We start from the raw sequence: 16,144 nt of genomic DNA, 5'->3' as shown, positions 1-16,144 counted from the left end.
ATTAATATACTTGGATGGAGAGTGGTCAATATGTTGGACCCGGAAGTGAAGCAGGATTTACGGGAAACGGCTAGACGATTAGCTGAGCTTAGGGGGTCTCTTTGACTTAGACCTGAAGCTGGAGCAAATAGCGAATTTTGAGGAAAAGATGGCCGCGCCCGATTTTTGGGACGATAACGAGCAAGCGCAAAAGATGATCGCGGAAATGAACGCAATTAAAGGCGATGTCGACCAAATTCAAGTGTTGTCGACCGAATACGATGATCTGGAAATGATGGCCGAGCTCGTGCAGGAGGAATTCGATGAGGGGATGGCCGCGGAAATTGAGCAGGGCATCAAAGCTCTCGTAGCGAAGCTGGAAACGTTCCAGCTGCAGCTGCTGCTGAGCCAGCCCTACGACAAGCTGAACGCCATCCTGGAGCTGCATCCTGGAGCGGGCGGCACCGAGTCGCAGGACTGGGCGGAAATGCTGCTCCGCATGTACCGGCGCTGGGCGGAGAAGCGGGATTTCAAGGTCGAAGTGCTTGATTATTTGCCCGGCGACGAGGCGGGCGTGAAGAGCGTTACGCTGTTGATCAAAGGGTACAACGCCTATGGCTACCTGAAAGCGGAGAAAGGCGTGCACCGGCTCGTGCGCATATCGCCGTTCGACGCTTCGGGGCGGCGGCATACGTCGTTCGTGTCATGCGATGTGATGCCGGAGATCGACGACGATGTGGAGGTCGATATCCGGACCGACGATTTAAAGATCGATACGTATCGTTCGAGCGGCGCCGGCGGCCAGCATATCAACACGACCGACTCGGCCGTGCGGATTACGCACATCCCGACAGGCGTCGTCGTCAGCTGCCAGACGGAACGTTCGCAGATCAAGAACCGCGAGCGCGCGATGAAAATGCTCCGTTCGAAGCTATACGAGAAAAAGATCGAGGAGCAGATGAAGCAATTGGCCGAAATTCGCGGCGAAGTTTCGGACATCGCCTGGGGCAGCCAAATCCGCTCCTACGTGTTTCACCCGTACAGCATGGTGAAGGATCACCGCACCTCGGCGGAAACCGGCAATGTCGGGGCCGTGATGGACGGTGATCTGGACCCGTTCATCGACGCTTATTTGCGGCTGCAGATCAAGTCCGCTCCGTCGGAGCAGTAACGGCAAGCCGCTGACGTTCATAATAACCGGGCATCCGGCAAATCCTACATGTATTGCCAGGCTTTATAACGATTTCAAGAGGGAAGGGCGCCGGCAGCTGCGGCGTCCTTCCGCGGCGGTTGACGCCACCGTTATATAGCCAGGAAACACATGCGGGATTTTTTTGTGCGGAGATAGCCAAACAGACGGCACAAGAGGGGGCGGATGCCATGAACGGTACAACGAAGCGACGGCAAGCGAACATCGGCCGAAGCGGTCATTGGTTGAAAGAATACATACTGCTGCTGCTCGGCTCATTGCTCATCGCAGTGAGCTTTAACGTGTTTTTGAGCCCGAATCAGGTCGCTTCCGGCGGCGTTTCGGGCATTAGTATAATCGTCCGGCATATACTCGGGATCGAGCCGGCATATGCCCAATGGGCGCTGAACATTCCTTTATTTTTGCTGGGACTGTGGCTGCTCGGCCGGCAGTTCAGCGTGAAAACGGCTGTAGGCTCTATCTTCCTGCCGCTGCTGGTGCTGCTGACGCGCGGATTGCCCGCGTTAACGGACAACTTGCTGCTGGCAAGCATTTACGGCGGCATTTTGATCGGGATCGGGTTGGGTCTTGTATTCCGGGGAAAAGGATCGACGGGGGGACTGGATCTCGCGGCGCAGTTGGTGCATAAATTTACCGGGATCAGCCTGGGACTGTGTGTGGCGATGCTCGACGGTCTGGTCATTTTGGCGGCAGGTCTTGTCCTATCTCCGGAGAAAGCGTTGTATGCGCTGATCGGACTGTTCGTAACGGGCAAAACGATCAATGTCGTACAAATCGGGTTTAACTACTCCAAGGTGGCTTTCATTATTTCGGCGCATGCGGAAGCGATCCGTGAAGCGGTGCTGCATGATTTGGACAGAGGCTTGACGATGCTGCAGGCGACAGGCGGGTATACGGGGGAATTTCGAACGGTGCTGATGGTTGTAGTCAGACATACGGAAACAAGCCGGTTGAAGGAGCTGGTGAAGATGACGGATCCGGGGGCTTTCGTCATTTTGAGCGATACGAACGAGGTGCTGGGAGAAGGCTTTCAATTCCACGGCTCGGCCTAGTAAAATAAAGGTAATTTCATCCGTATGATTGGTATGGAGCACAGGTTCATGGTAAAATTTATCCTATGCGGCAAGAAGTCTCCCACTTTTGAAGTGGTCGGACGTTATATCGAAAGCCAGGGTGAGAAGATATGAACAAAGCATTCAAATATCGTATCTATCCCAGTGTGGAACAGGAAGTTCTCATTAATAAAACCTTTGGCTGTGTACGATTTGTCTATAATCGAATGCTTGCGAATCGGAAAGACATCTATAAGCAATTTAAAGATGATAAAGAAGCCTTGAAGAGACAGAAATATCGGCTTCCCGCCGATTTCAAAAAGGAGTTCGAATGGCTCAAAGAAGTGGATAGTCTGGCTCTGGCAAATGCACAGCTTCATTTGCAAACGGCTTATAACAATTTCTTCCGAGACCCGTCCGTAGGTTTTCCGAAATTCAAGAGCAAGCATCAGGATAAGAAGTCTTATACCACGAACAATCAAGGCGGCACGATTCGGCTCATTGACCCTACAACCATCCGACTGCCGAAACTGAAAGATGTGCGAATTAAGCTTCATCGTTCATTGCCGAAGGAAGCTGCGATAAAGTCTGCAACCATTAGCAAAACGCCAACTGGGAAATACTACGTTTCCGTATTGGTTGAGTACGAAGCGAATATAAAGTCAGTAGAACCAACACCAGAAACCGTATTAGGGTTGGATTATTCGTCTCCATCCTTGTTTGTGGATAGCCAAGCCAAACCTGCTGATTATCCAAAATTTTATCGCAAAGCAGAAGCTAAACTGAAAAAAGCACAACGTAAGTTATCCAAACGTAAAAAAGGCAGTAAGAACCGTGAAAAGCAACGCCTTAAAGTGGCCAAGCTGCATGAAAAAGTAGCCAATCAACGCAAAGACTTCTTGCATCAGCTCTCCAGGCAGATAGCCAATGCCTGGACAGCGGTTGCCATTGAAGACTTAAATATGCGGGGGATGGCACAGGGACTTAAACTGGCGAAATCCACGAATGACAATGGATTCGGTATGCTGAAAACGTTCCTGTCGTACAAACTAGCCGAACAAGGAAAGTCATTAGTCGTCATTGATAAATGGTTTCCATCCAGTAAACTTTGTCGCTTTTGTCAAACAGCCCAAAGCGAACTGGCATTGTCAGCCAGGGTTTGGAACTGTTCTTGCGGTGCTGTGTTGGATCGAGATACCAATGCTGCGATCAATATCAAAAATGAAGGTTGCCGAATGCTTGGTATAGCTTAGTCAGTTATAGAACCGTTGGGCAAATGGGGATAGCTTGGTCATTATGCTGGCGTTAGCTGGTACGTCCCAAGAAAGCCCCCACCCCTAAGCGTTAGTGTAGGTGGTGGGAGTATGTCACAAGGACAAGCAATGCAATCTCTAAACCGGACTTTTTTCGAATAAGATAGGAAAAAAACCAATTGTATTATTATACTTTAAAATGTATAATAATACATAGTTTGCATGTGGAGGGAACGGATATGTCTACAAAATTAAGAGCGGCTATTATCGGATCAACGGGGTACGGGGGCGTCGAGCTGATCAGGCTTTTGCTGACGCATCCGCATGTGGAAATTACGTCGGTCATTTCGTCATCAAGCGCCGGGACGCCGATTGCCGACGGCTACCCGCATTTGAATCAAATCATGACGGATTTGCTGGACGGTATTGACGTCGACCAAATCCGGCAAAAAGCGGATGTCGTGTTTATTGCGGCGCCTCACGGCGTTGCGGTCGAGCTGGCGCCCAAGCTGATTGACGCGGGACTCAAGGTTATCGATATATCCGGCGATTTCCGGCTGAAGTCGGGCGACGTGTATGAGAAATGGTATAAGCATAAACCGGCCGACCCGGCTTATGTGGCGAAGGCCGTGTACGGGCTGTCGGAAGTTTTTGCCGACGAGGTGCGGGGCGCCGAATTGATTTCAAATCCGGGCTGCTTTCCGACAGCGACGCTGCTTGGTTTGATCCCGCTCGTGAACAGCGGATGGGCGGAGCTTTCCTCCATTATTATCGACTCGAAATCCGGCGTATCCGGAGCGGGACGGGGACTGAGCCTGTCCTCTCATTATTCGGAAATTAACGAGAACTTTTTGGCTTATAAAGTGAACAAGCACCAGCATACGCCGGAAATCGAGCAGACGCTGAGCCGTGTGGCCGGAGAAGATGTGACCGTCACGTTTACGACACACCTGGTTCCGATGACACGGGGGATTTTGTCGACGATGTATGTTACTCTGAAGGAGAAGCATACGGAGGACGAAATATTGGAATTGTTCCGCCAGTACTATGAAGGGCGCCGTTTTGTAAGGATTCGTCCCAAAGGAAAATATCCGGCTACGAAAGAGGTCTGGGGCTCCAACTATTGCGATATCGGCGTTTCGTTGGATGAGCGTACGGGCCGGTTGACGGTCATTTCCGTCATCGACAACGTGGTGAAAGGCGCCGCAGGTCAAGCGGTGCAAAATTTGAATCTGATGATGGGCTGGGATGAAGGGGCCGGTTTGGCCTTCAGTCCTGTATATCCATAAGTTTCTATACATGCGATTGGGTGAGGAGAAGATGAACGTGAAGGATCAATACACGATTGTGCCGGAAGGCTCAATCACGACGCCAATGGGCTTTCGTGCAGGGGGGCTGCATTGCGGCCTGAAAAAGACCAATCGCTTCGATCTCGGAGTGATCGTTTGCGACGTTCCGGCGCAGGCGGCGGGCGTTTATACGCTGAATGCGTTTCAGGCTGCGCCGCTGCACGTCACGCGGGAGAGCATCGCGGTCGACGGCAAGCTGCAGGCGATGCTGGTCAACAGCGGCAACGCCAACGCGTGCACCGGCAAGCAGGGCGATGCCGACGCGCGCAGCATGCGTTCGGCGGCTGCGCAGGCATTCGGCGTAGCCGAACACCACGTCGGCGTCACGTCGACGGGCGTCATCGGCGAACTGCTGCCGATGCCGAAGGTGCTGGGCGGCATCGAGCAGCTGCCGCTGAAGATCAAGGCAGATGGCGGGGACGACTTCTGCCAGGCGATCCTGACGACCGACCTTGTGCAGAAGATGACGTGCGTCCGGCTGACCGTTGGCGGGAAGACGGTACATATCGCCGGGGCGGCCAAAGGCTCGGGCATGATCCATCCGAACATGGCCACGATGCTCGGTTTTATGACGACGGACGCGAACATCGAGAGCGCTCAGCTGCAGAAGCTGCTGAACGGCGTAACGGATTCCACGTTCAACATGATTACGGTCGACGGCGATACCAGCACGAACGACATGGTCGTCGTCATGGCGAGCGGCTTGGCCGGCAATGACAGCTTGACGCCCGATCATCCGGACTGGGCGGCGTTCGAGTCGGGCTTCCGGTGCGTTGGCGAATATTTGGCCAAAGCGATTGCCCGCGACGGCGAAGGCGCGACGAAGCTGATCGAGGTAAGCGTGCTGGGAGCCGCTACTCAAGACGCGGGCCGCGCCATCGCGAAGACGGTCATCGGCTCGAGTCTGGTGAAGTCGGCTTGCTTCGGTGCCGATGCGAACTGGGGCCGCATCATTGCGGCGGTCGGCCGCGCCGGTCAGCCGGTAAATACCGAAACCGTCGATATCCGTCTGGGCGACAATGTCGTGCTGGAGCAATCGCGGCCGGTTCCGTTCGACGAGGAGAGCGCAGCGGCCTATTTGAAGGGCGAGTTCGTGCAAATCATCGTCAATTTGAACATGGGCGGCGAATCGGCAACCGCCTGGGGCTGCGACCTGACCTACGATTACGTAAGAATTAACGCGGCATACCGGACTTAGACAGCTGGCTGGAGTCGTGCAAGGATTTTAAAACATTGAGAAGGCGCTGGAGAAGCGAAGGTAAGCGAGTCTCAAAGGGACGATGCGTCTGTAAGCTGTAAAGTATCTAAGAAGCACTAGCAGATCTCTTTAGGAAAGTAGGAGCACCAAAGGTGAGCGTGTCCCGAAGGGACGGAAAGCGGCTGTAAGCAGCAAAGTAATAAGAAGCACTAGCAGATATCTTTAGGAGAGCAGGAGCGCCAAATGTAGAGCGTGTCCCGAAGGGACGAAAGCGGCTGCAACCTGTAATGTAACTAAGCAGCACAATCAGATCTCCCTCCCCAACACGGCGGGTGTCCAGAGGGCGGAGCCCTTGGGGCCCTCCCGGCGGGGAGGGTGTGGGTGGGGGCTAAGCCATGATGTGTTTTGTCATGAAGTGCGGCGGCAGTACGCTGGCCGCGCTTCCGGATTCATTTTTCAACGATATGAAAATACTGCAGGACGAGGCGATCATCCCGGTTATCGTCCATGGAGGCGGACCGGCGATTTCCGACACGCTCGGCAAGCTGGGGATCGAAACGGAGTTCGTCAATGGCCTGCGCAAAACGAACGAAGCGGTGCTCGATGTGGTGGAAATGGTACTCGCCGGCCAAATTAACAAAGAAATCGTGCGCAAAATCCAGCTGTCGGGAGCCAAAGCGTTGGGGTTATCCGGCGTAGACGGACATTTGATTCAAGCGCAGCCGGTTCCGAACGCCCATGAGGTCGGGCTTGTCGGCGATGTGAACGGCGTCAATGCGGAGCTGATCCAGGGCGTCATCAAAATGGGCTACATGCCTGTAATCGCGCCGATCGGATTGGGAGCCGACGGCGGCCAGCGCTATAATATTAATGCGGATACGGCGGCCGGTGCGGTTGCGTCGCATTTGGGCGTCGAGCGGATGATCGTCGTGACCGACGTGCCGGGTATTATGAAGACGGTGGACGGCGCCAAGGTGGTGCTGACATCCGTTACGGTCAAGGAAATCGATGAAATGATCGAGAGCGGTGAAATATACGGCGGGATGATTCCTAAAGTGCGTGCTGCCGTACAGTGCATTCAAGGGAAGGTGCGCGAAGTGATTATCGTCGACGGCGCCGAACCGGAAGTGCTGAGCCGGGTCATTAAAGGAGCGGCCATCGGCACGCGTATTGTCAAATCATAATGAAGGAGTGACTTATCGCATGGGAGAGGGAGCGAACTCACTGTTTCCGAATTACGGACGTTATCCGCTGACTTTCGTCAAAGGGGAAGGCAGTCGGCTGTGGGATGAGAAAGGCAAGGAATACCTGGATCTGATGTGCGGACTGGCCGTTACGAATTTGGGCCATGCCCCCAAGCAGGTGAAGGAACGGCTGAAGGAGCAGGTGGATACGCTGTGGCACACAAGCAATCTGTTTCATATTCCGAATCAGGAAAAGCTGGCGCAGCTGCTGACGGACAACAGCTGCGCGGACGCGGTGTTTTTCTGCAACAGCGGAGCGGAAGCGAATGAAGCGGCGATCAAGCTGGCGCGCCGGTATTTTCAAAAAATTGCCGGCAAACCGGAGCAATATGAAATTATTTCTTTCCATCAGTCGTTTCACGGCCGTACCTTGGCGACATTGACGGCAACCGGACAGGATAAGGTCAAGGAAGGCTTCGCCCCGCTGCCGCAAGGCTTCGTTTACGCGTCTTATAACGATGCTGAAGCTTTGGAGCAAGCGATCGGACCGAAAACATGTGCCGTCATGATCGAAATGGTACAGGGCGAGGGTGGCGTGAATCCGGTCGAGCCTGCTTTTGTTAACAGGGTGGCGGAGCTTTGCGAGCGGCACGGACTGCTGCTGATCGTGGACGAAATCCAGACCGGGATCGGCCGTACCGGCAAAATGTTCGCTTATGAGCATTACGGCATCGAGCCGGATATTATCACCTTGGCCAAAGGCCTCGGCAGCGGCATGCCGATCGGAGCAATGCTGGGCAAGGAAAAGCTGCGCCAGGCATTTGCTGCCGGCAGCCACGGCTCGACGTTCGGCGGCAACTATTTGTCTACGGCGGCGGGGGTAGCTACGATGGAGATGATGCTCCAGGAGAAGCTGCCGCAGCGCGCTGCGGAAATGGGAGCCTACACGGTGAGCGCATTAAATCAAAAGCTGGCGGACAACCCGCTTGTAAAGGAAGTGCGCGGGCTCGGGCTGCTGATCGGCATCGAGTGTACGCAGCCTGTAGCGGATTGGATCGCGACGATTCAGGAGGAAGCTGTGCTGGTCGTATCGGCGGGCCCGAACGTCATTCGTTTGGCCCCTAGCCTGTTGATCGCGAAGGAAGACATCGACCGCGGTATCGAAGTGATTTGTTCGGTTTTGCGCAAGCAGGCCGCGACCGCAGTGTAAATAATACATGAATATGAGCCGGACGGAGGTTCGGGGCATCAAGCCCGGCGGTCACGGCTTGCGAGCCGAGAAACGGAGCGCACCGCCCGTCAGAGGCCGTAATACGTACAGCAAGTGCAGATTCACCGAGGTTGAAAGGAGCGAGAGCATTGGCAGAAACAGAGACACAGCAGCAGCTGGCGATAAATCTGAAAGGCCGGGATTTTCTCGGCATGTCGGACTTTTCGACAGAGGAGCTTCAATACTTGATCGATCAGGCGATCGAACTGAAACGAAAGCTGAAAGCAGGCGAGGTGTACCAGCCGCTGAAGGGCAAGACGCTGGGCATGATTTTTGAAAAATCGTCGACCCGCACCCGTGTATCGTTCGAAGTAGGGATGTATCAGCTGGGCGGCCAAGCGTTATTTTTAAGCAAAAACGATTTGCAGCTTGGACGCGGCGAAACGGTATGGGATACGGCCCAAACGATGTCCCGCTACTTGGACGGCATCATGATCCGCACGCATGCGCACCGCAAAGTGATCGACCTGGCGAGAGGAGCGACGATCCCTGTCATTAACGGATTGACCGAACGTTCCCATCCATGCCAGGCGTTGGCCGACTATCAGACCGTTTTGGAGCATAAAGGGCGGCTGCGCGGTCTGAAGGTTGCTTATATCGGAGACGGCAACAATATGGTGCATTCCTTGATGATGGGTGCCGCAAAGCTGGGGATTGATTTTGCCGTAGCATCGCCGAAGGGCTATGAGCCGGATAAGCGGATTATCGAATCGACCCAAGACATTGCGGATCAAAATGGCGTTAAGCTGACCGTTACTTATGATCCGAAGGAAGCAGTCGCCGGAGCCGATGTCGTGTACACTGACGTGTGGGCAAGCATGGGCTTTGAAGAGGAGCAAAAAGACCGCGAGCTCGCGTTCCAAAACTTCCAGGTGAACGAGGAGCTGACAAAGCTGGCGAAGCCCGATTACTTGTTCATGCACTGTCTGCCTGCGCATCGCGGCGAAGAAGTGAGCGAAGGCGTCATCGACGGGCCGAATTCGATCATATTCGATCAGGCGGAAAACCGTCTGCATGCTCAAAAGGCCATTATGGCAGCCATTATGTAGCTTTTCGGATTATTTCAGATTAAAGGAGACCTGTACCATGGCTAAGCAAAAAATCGTTCTCGCCTATTCGGGCGGTTTGGATACATCGATTATTTTAAAATGGTTGAAGGAAACGTACGATGCGGAAATTATCGCATTTACGGCCGATATCGGACAAAAGGATGAGCTGGACGGCCTGGAAGCGAAAGCTTTGGCTACCGGCGCCTCGAAAATTTACATCGACGATCTGCGCGAGGAGTTCGCCAAAGATTTCATTTACCCGATGTTTCAGGCCGGCGCGCTCTATGAAGGGCAATATTTGCTCGGCACGAGTATCGCACGCCCGTTGATCGCCAAGCGTATGGTCGAAATCGCGCGCAAGGAAGGCGCTACGGCGATCGCGCACGGAGCTACAGGCAAAGGGAACGATCAGGTTCGCTTCGAGCTGACAGCGGCGGCTTTGGCGCCGGAGCTTGAGGTCATCGCGCCTTGGCGTCTGGAGGCGTTCCGCGAAACGTTCCCGGGCCGCGCCGAAATGATCGCCTATGCGGAGAAGCATGGCATCCCGGTGACCGCCTCTGCGGCGAAGCCGTACTCGACGGACCGCAACCTGCTGCATATCAGCTTTGAGAGCGGTATGCTGGAGGACCCTTGGTTCGATCCGAGCGCGGAAAGCAACAAGGACATGTTCGTGTTGAGCGTTGACCCCGAGGATGCGCCCGACCTAGCCGAGTACGTGGAGCTGAACTTCGAGCAGGGCAACTGCGTCGGCTTGAACGGCACCCGGATGGAGCCGCTGCAGGTTATGGAACGGCTCAACGAGCTGGGCGGCAAGCACGGCGTCGGCCGCGTTGACATGGTGGAGAACCGCTTCGTCGGCATGAAGAGCCGCGGCGTGTACGAAACGCCGGGCGGTACGATCCTGTTCACGGCTCACCGCAAGATGGAGTCGTTGACGATGGACCGCGAAGTGATGAATCTTCGCGATTCGCTTATTGCCCGTTATGCCGGATTGGTTTACAACGGCTTCTGGTTCGCTCCGGAACGGCTGGCGCTGCAGGCGCTTGTGACCGAGAGCCAGCGGAATGTAACCGGTACGGTCCGTCTGAAGCTGTACAAAGGCAACGTCATCGGCGCCGGCGTACAAAGCCCTGTAAGCTTGTACAACCCGGACATCGCGACGATGGAAGCCGATCCGACTCAGGCGTACAATCAAGGCGATGCGGCCGGCTTTATCCGGCTGAACGCGCTGCGCTTGAAAGTATCATCCGGCGTACAGCAGAACGCGAAGCAATAAGAGAACGCCGTATCGTGACGGCTTGAGCGCTGCAGGCTTTCCTACCCGGTAGGAAAGCCTTGCATTGTGTATACGAACGGGCCCGGCAACGGGATCGGCATGTGCGATTGGACATATTCCGGTCTGTACGCATTCAAGGATAAACGGCTCCTCCGTCCTTAGGGGACGGGCGCGTTTGTCAAGGTTGTGCGAATGAACTAAAAAAGGTTTCCTTAAGGAAGCCGGTTGAAGAAAGGGGCAGCAAACGGTGTCTAAGCTTTGGGGTGGACGATTTACGAAAAAAACGGATCAGCTGGTAGAAGAGTATACGGCTTCGATCATGTTCGATAAAGAGCTTGCCGAGGAAGACATTCAAGGGAGCATGGCGCATGTTACGATGCTGGGCAAATGCGGCATCCTGCCGCTTGAGGACGTCGAAAAAATTAAAGACGGGCTGCTCAAGGTGCAAAGCATCATCCGCCGCGGCGAAATGGAATTTTCGATCGGCGACGAAGATATTCATATGAATATCGAGAAGGCATTGATCGACGAGGTCGGACCGGTCGGCGGCAAGCTGCACACGGGACGCAGCCGCAACGATCAGGTGGCGACCGACATGCATTTATACTTGCGCAAGCGGGTCGTCGAGTTCGTCGGCCTGCTGAACAAGCTGCAGGAAGCGCTGATTGAGCAGGCGAAGGCCAATCTCGATACGATTGTGCCTGGTTATACGCACCTGCAGCGCGCGCAGCCGATTGTGTTCGCCCATCATTTGATGGCGTACGTATCCATGTTCCAGCGCGATATCGAGCGCATGCAGGACAGCTACAAGCGCATCAACGTACTGCCGCTCGGCGCGGGGGCGCTGGCGGGAACGACATTCCCGATCGACCGCCATTTCGTCGCGCAGCAGCTCGGTTTCGACGGCGTCTACGAAAACTCGCTGGACGCGGTCAGCGACCGCGATTTTATTATCGAGTTTTTGTCCAACGCGTCGATGATCATGATGCACCTTTCCCGCTTGTCGGAGGAAATGGTGCTGTGGTCGAGCACCGAGTTCCGGTTCGTGGAGCTCGATGACGCCTTCTGTACCGGCAGCAGCATTATGCCGCAGAAGAAAAACCCGGACGTACCGGAGCTGGTCCGAGGTAAAACCGGACGCGTCTACGGCAACCTGTTCGGCTTGCTGACGGTGCTGAAATCGCTGCCGCTGGCGTACAACAAGGACATGCAGGAAGACAAGGAAGGCATGTTCGATACGGTGCGTACCCTGCAGGGCGCACTGCAGCTGTTTGCGCCGATGGTCAGCACGATGAAGGTGAACAAGGACCGCATGCGGCAGGCGGTGAATCAGGATTTCTCCAATGCGACCGACATCGCCGATTATTTGGTGAACAAGGGGCTGCCGTTCCGTCAAGCGCATGAGGTGATCGGGAAGACGGTGCTGTACTGCATCCAGAACCAGAAGTTTTTGCTCGATCTGGAGCTGGAGGAATTTCACCAATTTTCCAAGCTGTTCGAGCAGGATATTTACGCGGTGCTTCAGCCGGAGCAGGTCGTCAACGCGCGCAACGTTTACGGCGGTACGGCGACGAACCAGGTCGGCGAAGCGATCGGCCGTGCGGAAGCCGTCAAGGAACAGACGAACGCATGGTTCGAGCAATTTGCGAACGCAAGCAAGTAACCGAATATGTCGGTTTTGCCAAATTCGGTTAGTCACATGATATACAGCTCAAACAAACGACCCCAGCCGGGCATGCTGCCTGGCCGGGGTCGTTTGTTTCCAATGCCTGTCGTTCGGCCCGCCCGGTCGGTTCGTTCCGTCGGTCTGGCGACCGGTCCATAGCGGAAGTCAGTACCCATCGTCATGCTGTTCGGTCCGCCATTTTAATCCGCAAAACATACCCGTCCGCTACCGGAACAGAGGGCCCTTGACCCCGTCCTCGAGCAGAGGGGTCTGCGGCTGAGGAGAAGGAGGCTGGATGTCCTGCCCCGGAGGGATGCCGTTCCGGTTTCTGGCAATAACGGTCGGCTGAGCGGAATACGTATCGCGCGAAATACGCTCCCGGCTGATGGGGACGCCGTTTTGCAGCTTCGTACGGTACGTTTCGACGATGTAGCCGGGCTTGCCTTCGCTTATTTTTTGCTGCTTTCCGTTTTTCAGCGTCTGGTTGACCACATATTTAAATGGAATCGGTAGCGTTTCCACGGTTTGGGATTCGATCGTATAGGTTAATTCCGCCGGAATTTGCCCGAACAGCTTGACAGTAAGCTTTTGATCGTCGGTTGCGGTGCGGATAAGCAAATAGCCGCCCGTGGTATTGCGGAATTTAAAATTGATGTAGCCGCTCGCGAATGTCGCGTCCTGGCCCATCGGCACATAGCTGACCGGCAGCGAATGGTTGCGCCGTTCCACGATTTCAAGTCCGGCCCGCAGCACCGCGTTGTACAGCGTGGACGAGACTTGGCAAATGCCGCCGCCGATGCCCGGCACCAGCTTGCCGTTGAGAATGACCGGCGCTTCCCTGAAGCCGAATTTGGCTTCTGTCGCCGCAATGTACGGTGCGTAATCGAACACGTCGCCCGGTTTTAGCAGCTGGTCGTGAATCGAGGACGCCGTTGAACGAATATTGTACAGGCGGCCTTCGCCGTTCGGCGGAAATACCGTCGAAAATTCGCTGATTTTGCGCTCGATCCCTTGCGCCTGCAGCATGCGGACCGTGACGCCCGGCTCCTGCTTGTTGAATCCTATCGGGATGACGATGCGCGGTACGCCCGCGGCCGCCTGCACGGCATCCGGCTTTGTCTCCGCCGCCGGGACCGTCTTCGGCCGGCTGGCATGACCGGCTTCCTTGGCTTCGCTTTGCGGGCTGCCGCTTTTCTCCTGCAGACCCGCCGTCCATGCTACGTTATCCAATGTAGGGACGACGTTACGCAGCTTCTGGAGCAGATCCGCTTCATCAATTCGCAGCACGGCGCTTTCCGGCACATAGCTGACCGTATCGTTCGGCCCGATGATTCGCTGCGCGTCTATCGGCTGCTTGTTGTACAGGTCGGGAAAGCCTCTTTTTAACGTGGCCTGCAGCTTGGCCGGGTCGAATTCGAAAGCAAGCGCCCAATGCTCGTCGCGCAGCTTCCACCGGTACATCGCGCGTTGGAACGGGGAGCCCGCCCGCAGCGGCTGCAGCTTGTCGACGACAGCTTGAATCTGTACATCGAGCCCCAGCTGCTCCAACGTCCAATCGGCAGGCGGTACCGCCGCCTCGGGCCGGGTGCTGACGAGACGTACGGTTTGCAGCAGCAGCAGCTCTTTTTTATGCGTCAGCTGGCGTTCCAGCTCCGTCACGGAAAGGCCGCCGACCTTCCATCTATCGATCATGAATCCGCCGGGAAGCTGATCCCGCACGCCGTACCAGGCCATAGAAGCGCAGGCGGCAGCGGCAAAGAGCAGCATGCACGCAAGGAGCAGCTTGACCGAAACCCGATAACGCCTCATGGAATACGTCTCCTTTTTTATTCAATCCGAATCATATTGACAAGCCAGGCTCGTACGGGTTTATATATATGCGGCATTTGGAAAAAAGTTTCCATCTCTACAAATGAATACGAAAAACTACAAAAACCGGGCGAAAATGTGAAAATGTGTTGAAAATGATACCCAAACGCAGGATTTTACCTGTTGATGTCGAAAGGATATAAGCTAGTTCTAAATCAGGATGTGATACTGTGATCGAAATGCACGATGTATGGAAAACGTATCCCGACGGAAGTCAAGCGTTAAAAGGGATCAACGTCAAGGTGGACAGCAACGAATTCCTGTACGTCGTGGGACCTTCGGGTGCAGGGAAATCGACGTTCATGAAATTGATTTATAGAGAAGAACGGCCGACCAAAGGGAGCATATTCGTCAACGGGTTTAATCTGGAAAAGCTGAAGCAGCGGAAAATTCCGTACGTGCGCCGCAACATCGGCGTTATTTTTCAGGATTACCGACTGCTGCCGAAGCTGACCGTGTTTGAAAATGTCGCTTTCGCCATGGAAGTGATCGAAGCGCCGAAGAAGATTATAAAGAAGCGCGTGCTAGAGGTGCTGGAGCTGGTGAAGCTGCGGGATAAGGCGAACTCGCTGCCTACGCAGTTATCCGGGGGGGAGCAGCAGCGAATCGCAATTGCGCGTGCAATCGTTAACAATCCGTCCGTTATTATCGCGGATGAGCCGACGGGTAACCTGGACCCCGACACGTCCTGGGGCATTATGAAGCTGATGGAGGAAATCAACTTCCGCGGCACGACGATCATCATGGCTACCCACAACAAAGAAATCGTCAATACGATGCGCAAGCGGGTGCTTGCCATCGAGCAGGGGCAGATCGCCCGCGATGAGGCAAGGGGTGAATACGGCTATGAGGATTAACACAGGGTTCCGCCATCTTCGGGAAGGCGGGAAAAATGTGGTCCGCAATGGCTGGATGTCATTCGCTTCCATGAGCTCGATTGCCATTTCATTGTTTATTCTCGGCATTTTTTTGCTGCTTACGCTGAATGTCAATTACTTGGCCCAGCAAATCGAGCAGCAGGTTGAAATCCGTGTTTATTTGGAAGTGAATACGCCGGATGAGCAAATCCAGAAGCTGAAAGCCCAGATTGCCGCGCTGCCGCAGGTGGATCAGATCAAGTTCGTGTCCAAGGAAGAAGGGCTCGTCTACTTGCGGGACAAGCTTGGCGAGGGCGGCAAGCAGCTGCTTGACGGCTTCGAGGGCGACAATAACCCGCTGAACGATTCGTTTACCGTCGAGGTGACCGAGCCGCGGGAAGTGGGAAGCGTCGCACAAAAGATCAACGCGCTGAACACGAGCTCGTCCAAGCCGATTTACCGCGTCAGCTATGGCCAGGGAACGGTGGAAACAATGTTCAAGGTGACGCAAATTGTGCGCAATATCGGATTGGTGCTGGTCGCGGGCCTGGCCTTGACGGCCATGTTTTTAATTGCCAATACGATCAAGCTGACGATCGTCGCGCGGCGCCGCGAAATCTCGATTATGAAGCTGGTCGGAGCGACGAATTCGTTTATCCGATGGCCGTTTTTTATCGAGGGCGCGCTGCTCGGCATTATCGGCTCCGTAATTCCGGTATGCATTTTGCTGTACGGATACTGGCAGCTGATGGAGTCGACCCAGCTGGATTTGAACCTGCTCATGATCAAGCTGCTGCCGTTTGACCAGGTGAGCTATACGTTATCCGGGCTGCTGCTCGGTATCGGAATTATGATCGGCATATGGGGCAGCACGTTATCGGTCCGCAAATTTTTAAGAGTATAGGCGTAAGCAGCGGGATGCCTTGCCGCTA

At 54.8% G+C, this 16,144-nt stretch carries 14 protein-coding genes; 12 read left to right on the top strand and 2 right to left on the bottom strand.

Going from position 1 to position 16,144, the window contains the following annotated elements; genetic code table 11:
* Nucleotides 1-30: 30 nt before the first annotated feature.
* The 10 genes from prfB (at nt 31) to argH (ending at nt 12,483) form a co-directional block, all read left to right on the top strand.
* A protein-coding gene (gene prfB / locus E1757_RS26455; RefSeq protein WP_133233875.1) for a peptide chain release factor 2 occupies nt 31-1,150 on the top strand; the annotation gives its coding sequence in 2 pieces (ribosomal slippage) (nt 31-102 and nt 104-1,150; 1,119 coding nt in all).
* 209 nt (nt 1,151-1,359) lie between these two features.
* Nucleotides 1,360-2,241 (top strand): YitT family protein, encoded by an 882-nt coding sequence (locus E1757_RS26450; protein WP_133233873.1) that lies wholly within the window; start codon nt 1,360-1,362, stop codon nt 2,239-2,241.
* A 131-nt stretch (nt 2,242-2,372) separates the two neighbouring features.
* On the top strand, nt 2,373-3,494 hold the full coding sequence (locus tag E1757_RS26445) for an RNA-guided endonuclease TnpB family protein (protein ID WP_133233871.1): 1,122 nt from the start codon (nt 2,373-2,375) through the stop codon (nt 3,492-3,494).
* A gap of 239 nt (nt 3,495-3,733) precedes the next feature.
* Entirely contained in the window at nt 3,734-4,783 is a 1,050-nt protein-coding gene (gene argC, locus E1757_RS26440; RefSeq protein WP_133233869.1) for an N-acetyl-gamma-glutamyl-phosphate reductase, read from the top strand.
* Between the two features lie 31 nt (nt 4,784-4,814).
* Nucleotides 4,815-6,041 carry a bifunctional glutamate N-acetyltransferase/amino-acid acetyltransferase ArgJ gene (gene argJ, locus E1757_RS26435; protein ID WP_133233867.1) on the top strand — a complete coding sequence of 409 codons (1,227 nt, stop codon included), beginning with the start codon at nt 4,815-4,817 and terminating at the stop codon, nt 6,039-6,041.
* Nucleotides 6,042-6,436: 395 nt separating this feature from the next.
* The gene (argB, locus tag E1757_RS26430; protein ID WP_133233865.1) at nt 6,437-7,225 is read left to right on the top strand and encodes an acetylglutamate kinase; all 789 of its coding nucleotides are present in this window, start codon (nt 6,437-6,439) and stop codon (nt 7,223-7,225) included.
* A 19-nt stretch (nt 7,226-7,244) separates the two neighbouring features.
* Nucleotides 7,245-8,435, top strand: coding sequence for an acetylornithine transaminase (locus tag E1757_RS26425; protein ID WP_133233862.1), 1,191 nt, complete (start codon nt 7,245-7,247; stop codon nt 8,433-8,435).
* Nucleotides 8,436-8,584: 149 nt separating this feature from the next.
* Nucleotides 8,585-9,544 carry an ornithine carbamoyltransferase gene (gene argF / locus E1757_RS26420; protein WP_133233860.1) on the top strand — a complete coding sequence of 320 codons (960 nt, stop codon included), beginning with the start codon at nt 8,585-8,587 and terminating at the stop codon, nt 9,542-9,544.
* Between the two features lie 37 nt (nt 9,545-9,581).
* Nucleotides 9,582-10,820, top strand: a complete 1,239-nt coding sequence (locus tag E1757_RS26415; RefSeq protein ID WP_133233858.1) for an argininosuccinate synthase — start codon at nt 9,582-9,584, stop codon at nt 10,818-10,820.
* Between the two features lie 247 nt (nt 10,821-11,067).
* On the top strand, nt 11,068-12,483 hold the full coding sequence (argH, locus tag E1757_RS26410; protein WP_133233856.1) for an argininosuccinate lyase: 1,416 nt from the start codon (nt 11,068-11,070) through the stop codon (nt 12,481-12,483).
* A gap of 32 nt (nt 12,484-12,515) precedes the next feature.
* Here argH and E1757_RS36010 read toward each other — a convergent pair whose 3' ends face one another.
* Both E1757_RS36010 and E1757_RS26405 read right to left on the bottom strand, forming a co-directional pair.
* On the bottom strand, nt 12,516-12,668 hold the full coding sequence (locus E1757_RS36010; RefSeq protein WP_165972305.1) for a hypothetical protein: 153 nt from the start codon (nt 12,666-12,668) through the stop codon (nt 12,516-12,518).
* A 43-nt stretch (nt 12,669-12,711) separates the two neighbouring features.
* On the bottom strand, nt 12,712-14,295 hold the full coding sequence (locus E1757_RS26405; protein ID WP_246079538.1) for a VanW family protein: 1,584 nt from the start codon (nt 14,293-14,295) through the stop codon (nt 12,712-12,714).
* Nucleotides 14,296-14,525: 230 nt separating this feature from the next.
* On the opposite strand from E1757_RS26405, the gene ftsE reads away from it, so the two are divergent.
* A complete protein-coding gene (gene ftsE, locus E1757_RS26400; RefSeq protein WP_133233854.1) occupies nt 14,526-15,212 on the top strand; it encodes a cell division ATP-binding protein FtsE in 687 nt (228 codons plus the stop codon).
* Nucleotides 15,202-16,116, top strand: coding sequence for a permease-like cell division protein FtsX (ftsX, locus tag E1757_RS26395; protein ID WP_133233852.1), 915 nt, complete (start codon nt 15,202-15,204; stop codon nt 16,114-16,116). The genes ftsE and ftsX overlap by 11 nt, the downstream gene beginning before the upstream one ends.
* Nucleotides 16,117-16,144: the final 28 nt, after the last annotated feature.

The sequence above is a fragment of the Paenibacillus piri genome, assembly GCF_004354045.1.
Taxonomy (GTDB): Bacteria; Bacillota; Bacilli; order Paenibacillales; family NBRC-103111; genus Paenibacillus_S; species Paenibacillus_S piri.
Note: the sequence above shows the minus strand (reverse complement) of the source record. Positions and strands in the feature narration are given on the sequence as shown.

Bases quoted from the DNA above. Each gene is read 5' to 3' on its own strand.
- E1757_RS26450 (WP_133233873.1), top strand. From the start codon at position 1,360: ATGAACGGTACAACGAAGCGACGGCAAGCGAACATCGGCCGAAGCGGT.
- E1757_RS26445 (WP_133233871.1), top strand. From the start codon at position 2,373: ATGAACAAAGCATTCAAATATCGTATCTATCCCAGTGTGGAACAGGAA.
- argC (WP_133233869.1), top strand. From the start codon at position 3,734: ATGTCTACAAAATTAAGAGCGGCTATTATCGGATCAACGGGGTACGGG.
- argJ (WP_133233867.1), top strand. From the start codon at position 4,815: ATGAACGTGAAGGATCAATACACGATTGTGCCGGAAGGCTCAATCACG.
- argB (WP_133233865.1), top strand. From the start codon at position 6,437: ATGATGTGTTTTGTCATGAAGTGCGGCGGCAGTACGCTGGCCGCGCTT.
- E1757_RS26425 (WP_133233862.1), top strand. From the start codon at position 7,245: ATGGGAGAGGGAGCGAACTCACTGTTTCCGAATTACGGACGTTATCCG.
- E1757_RS26415 (WP_133233858.1), top strand. From the start codon at position 9,582: ATGGCTAAGCAAAAAATCGTTCTCGCCTATTCGGGCGGTTTGGATACA.
- E1757_RS36010 (WP_165972305.1), bottom strand. From the start codon at position 12,668: ATGACGATGGGTACTGACTTCCGCTATGGACCGGTCGCCAGACCGACG.
- E1757_RS26405 (WP_246079538.1), bottom strand. From the start codon at position 14,295: ATGAGGCGTTATCGGGTTTCGGTCAAGCTGCTCCTTGCGTGCATGCTG.
- ftsX (WP_133233852.1), top strand. From the start codon at position 15,202: ATGAGGATTAACACAGGGTTCCGCCATCTTCGGGAAGGCGGGAAAAAT.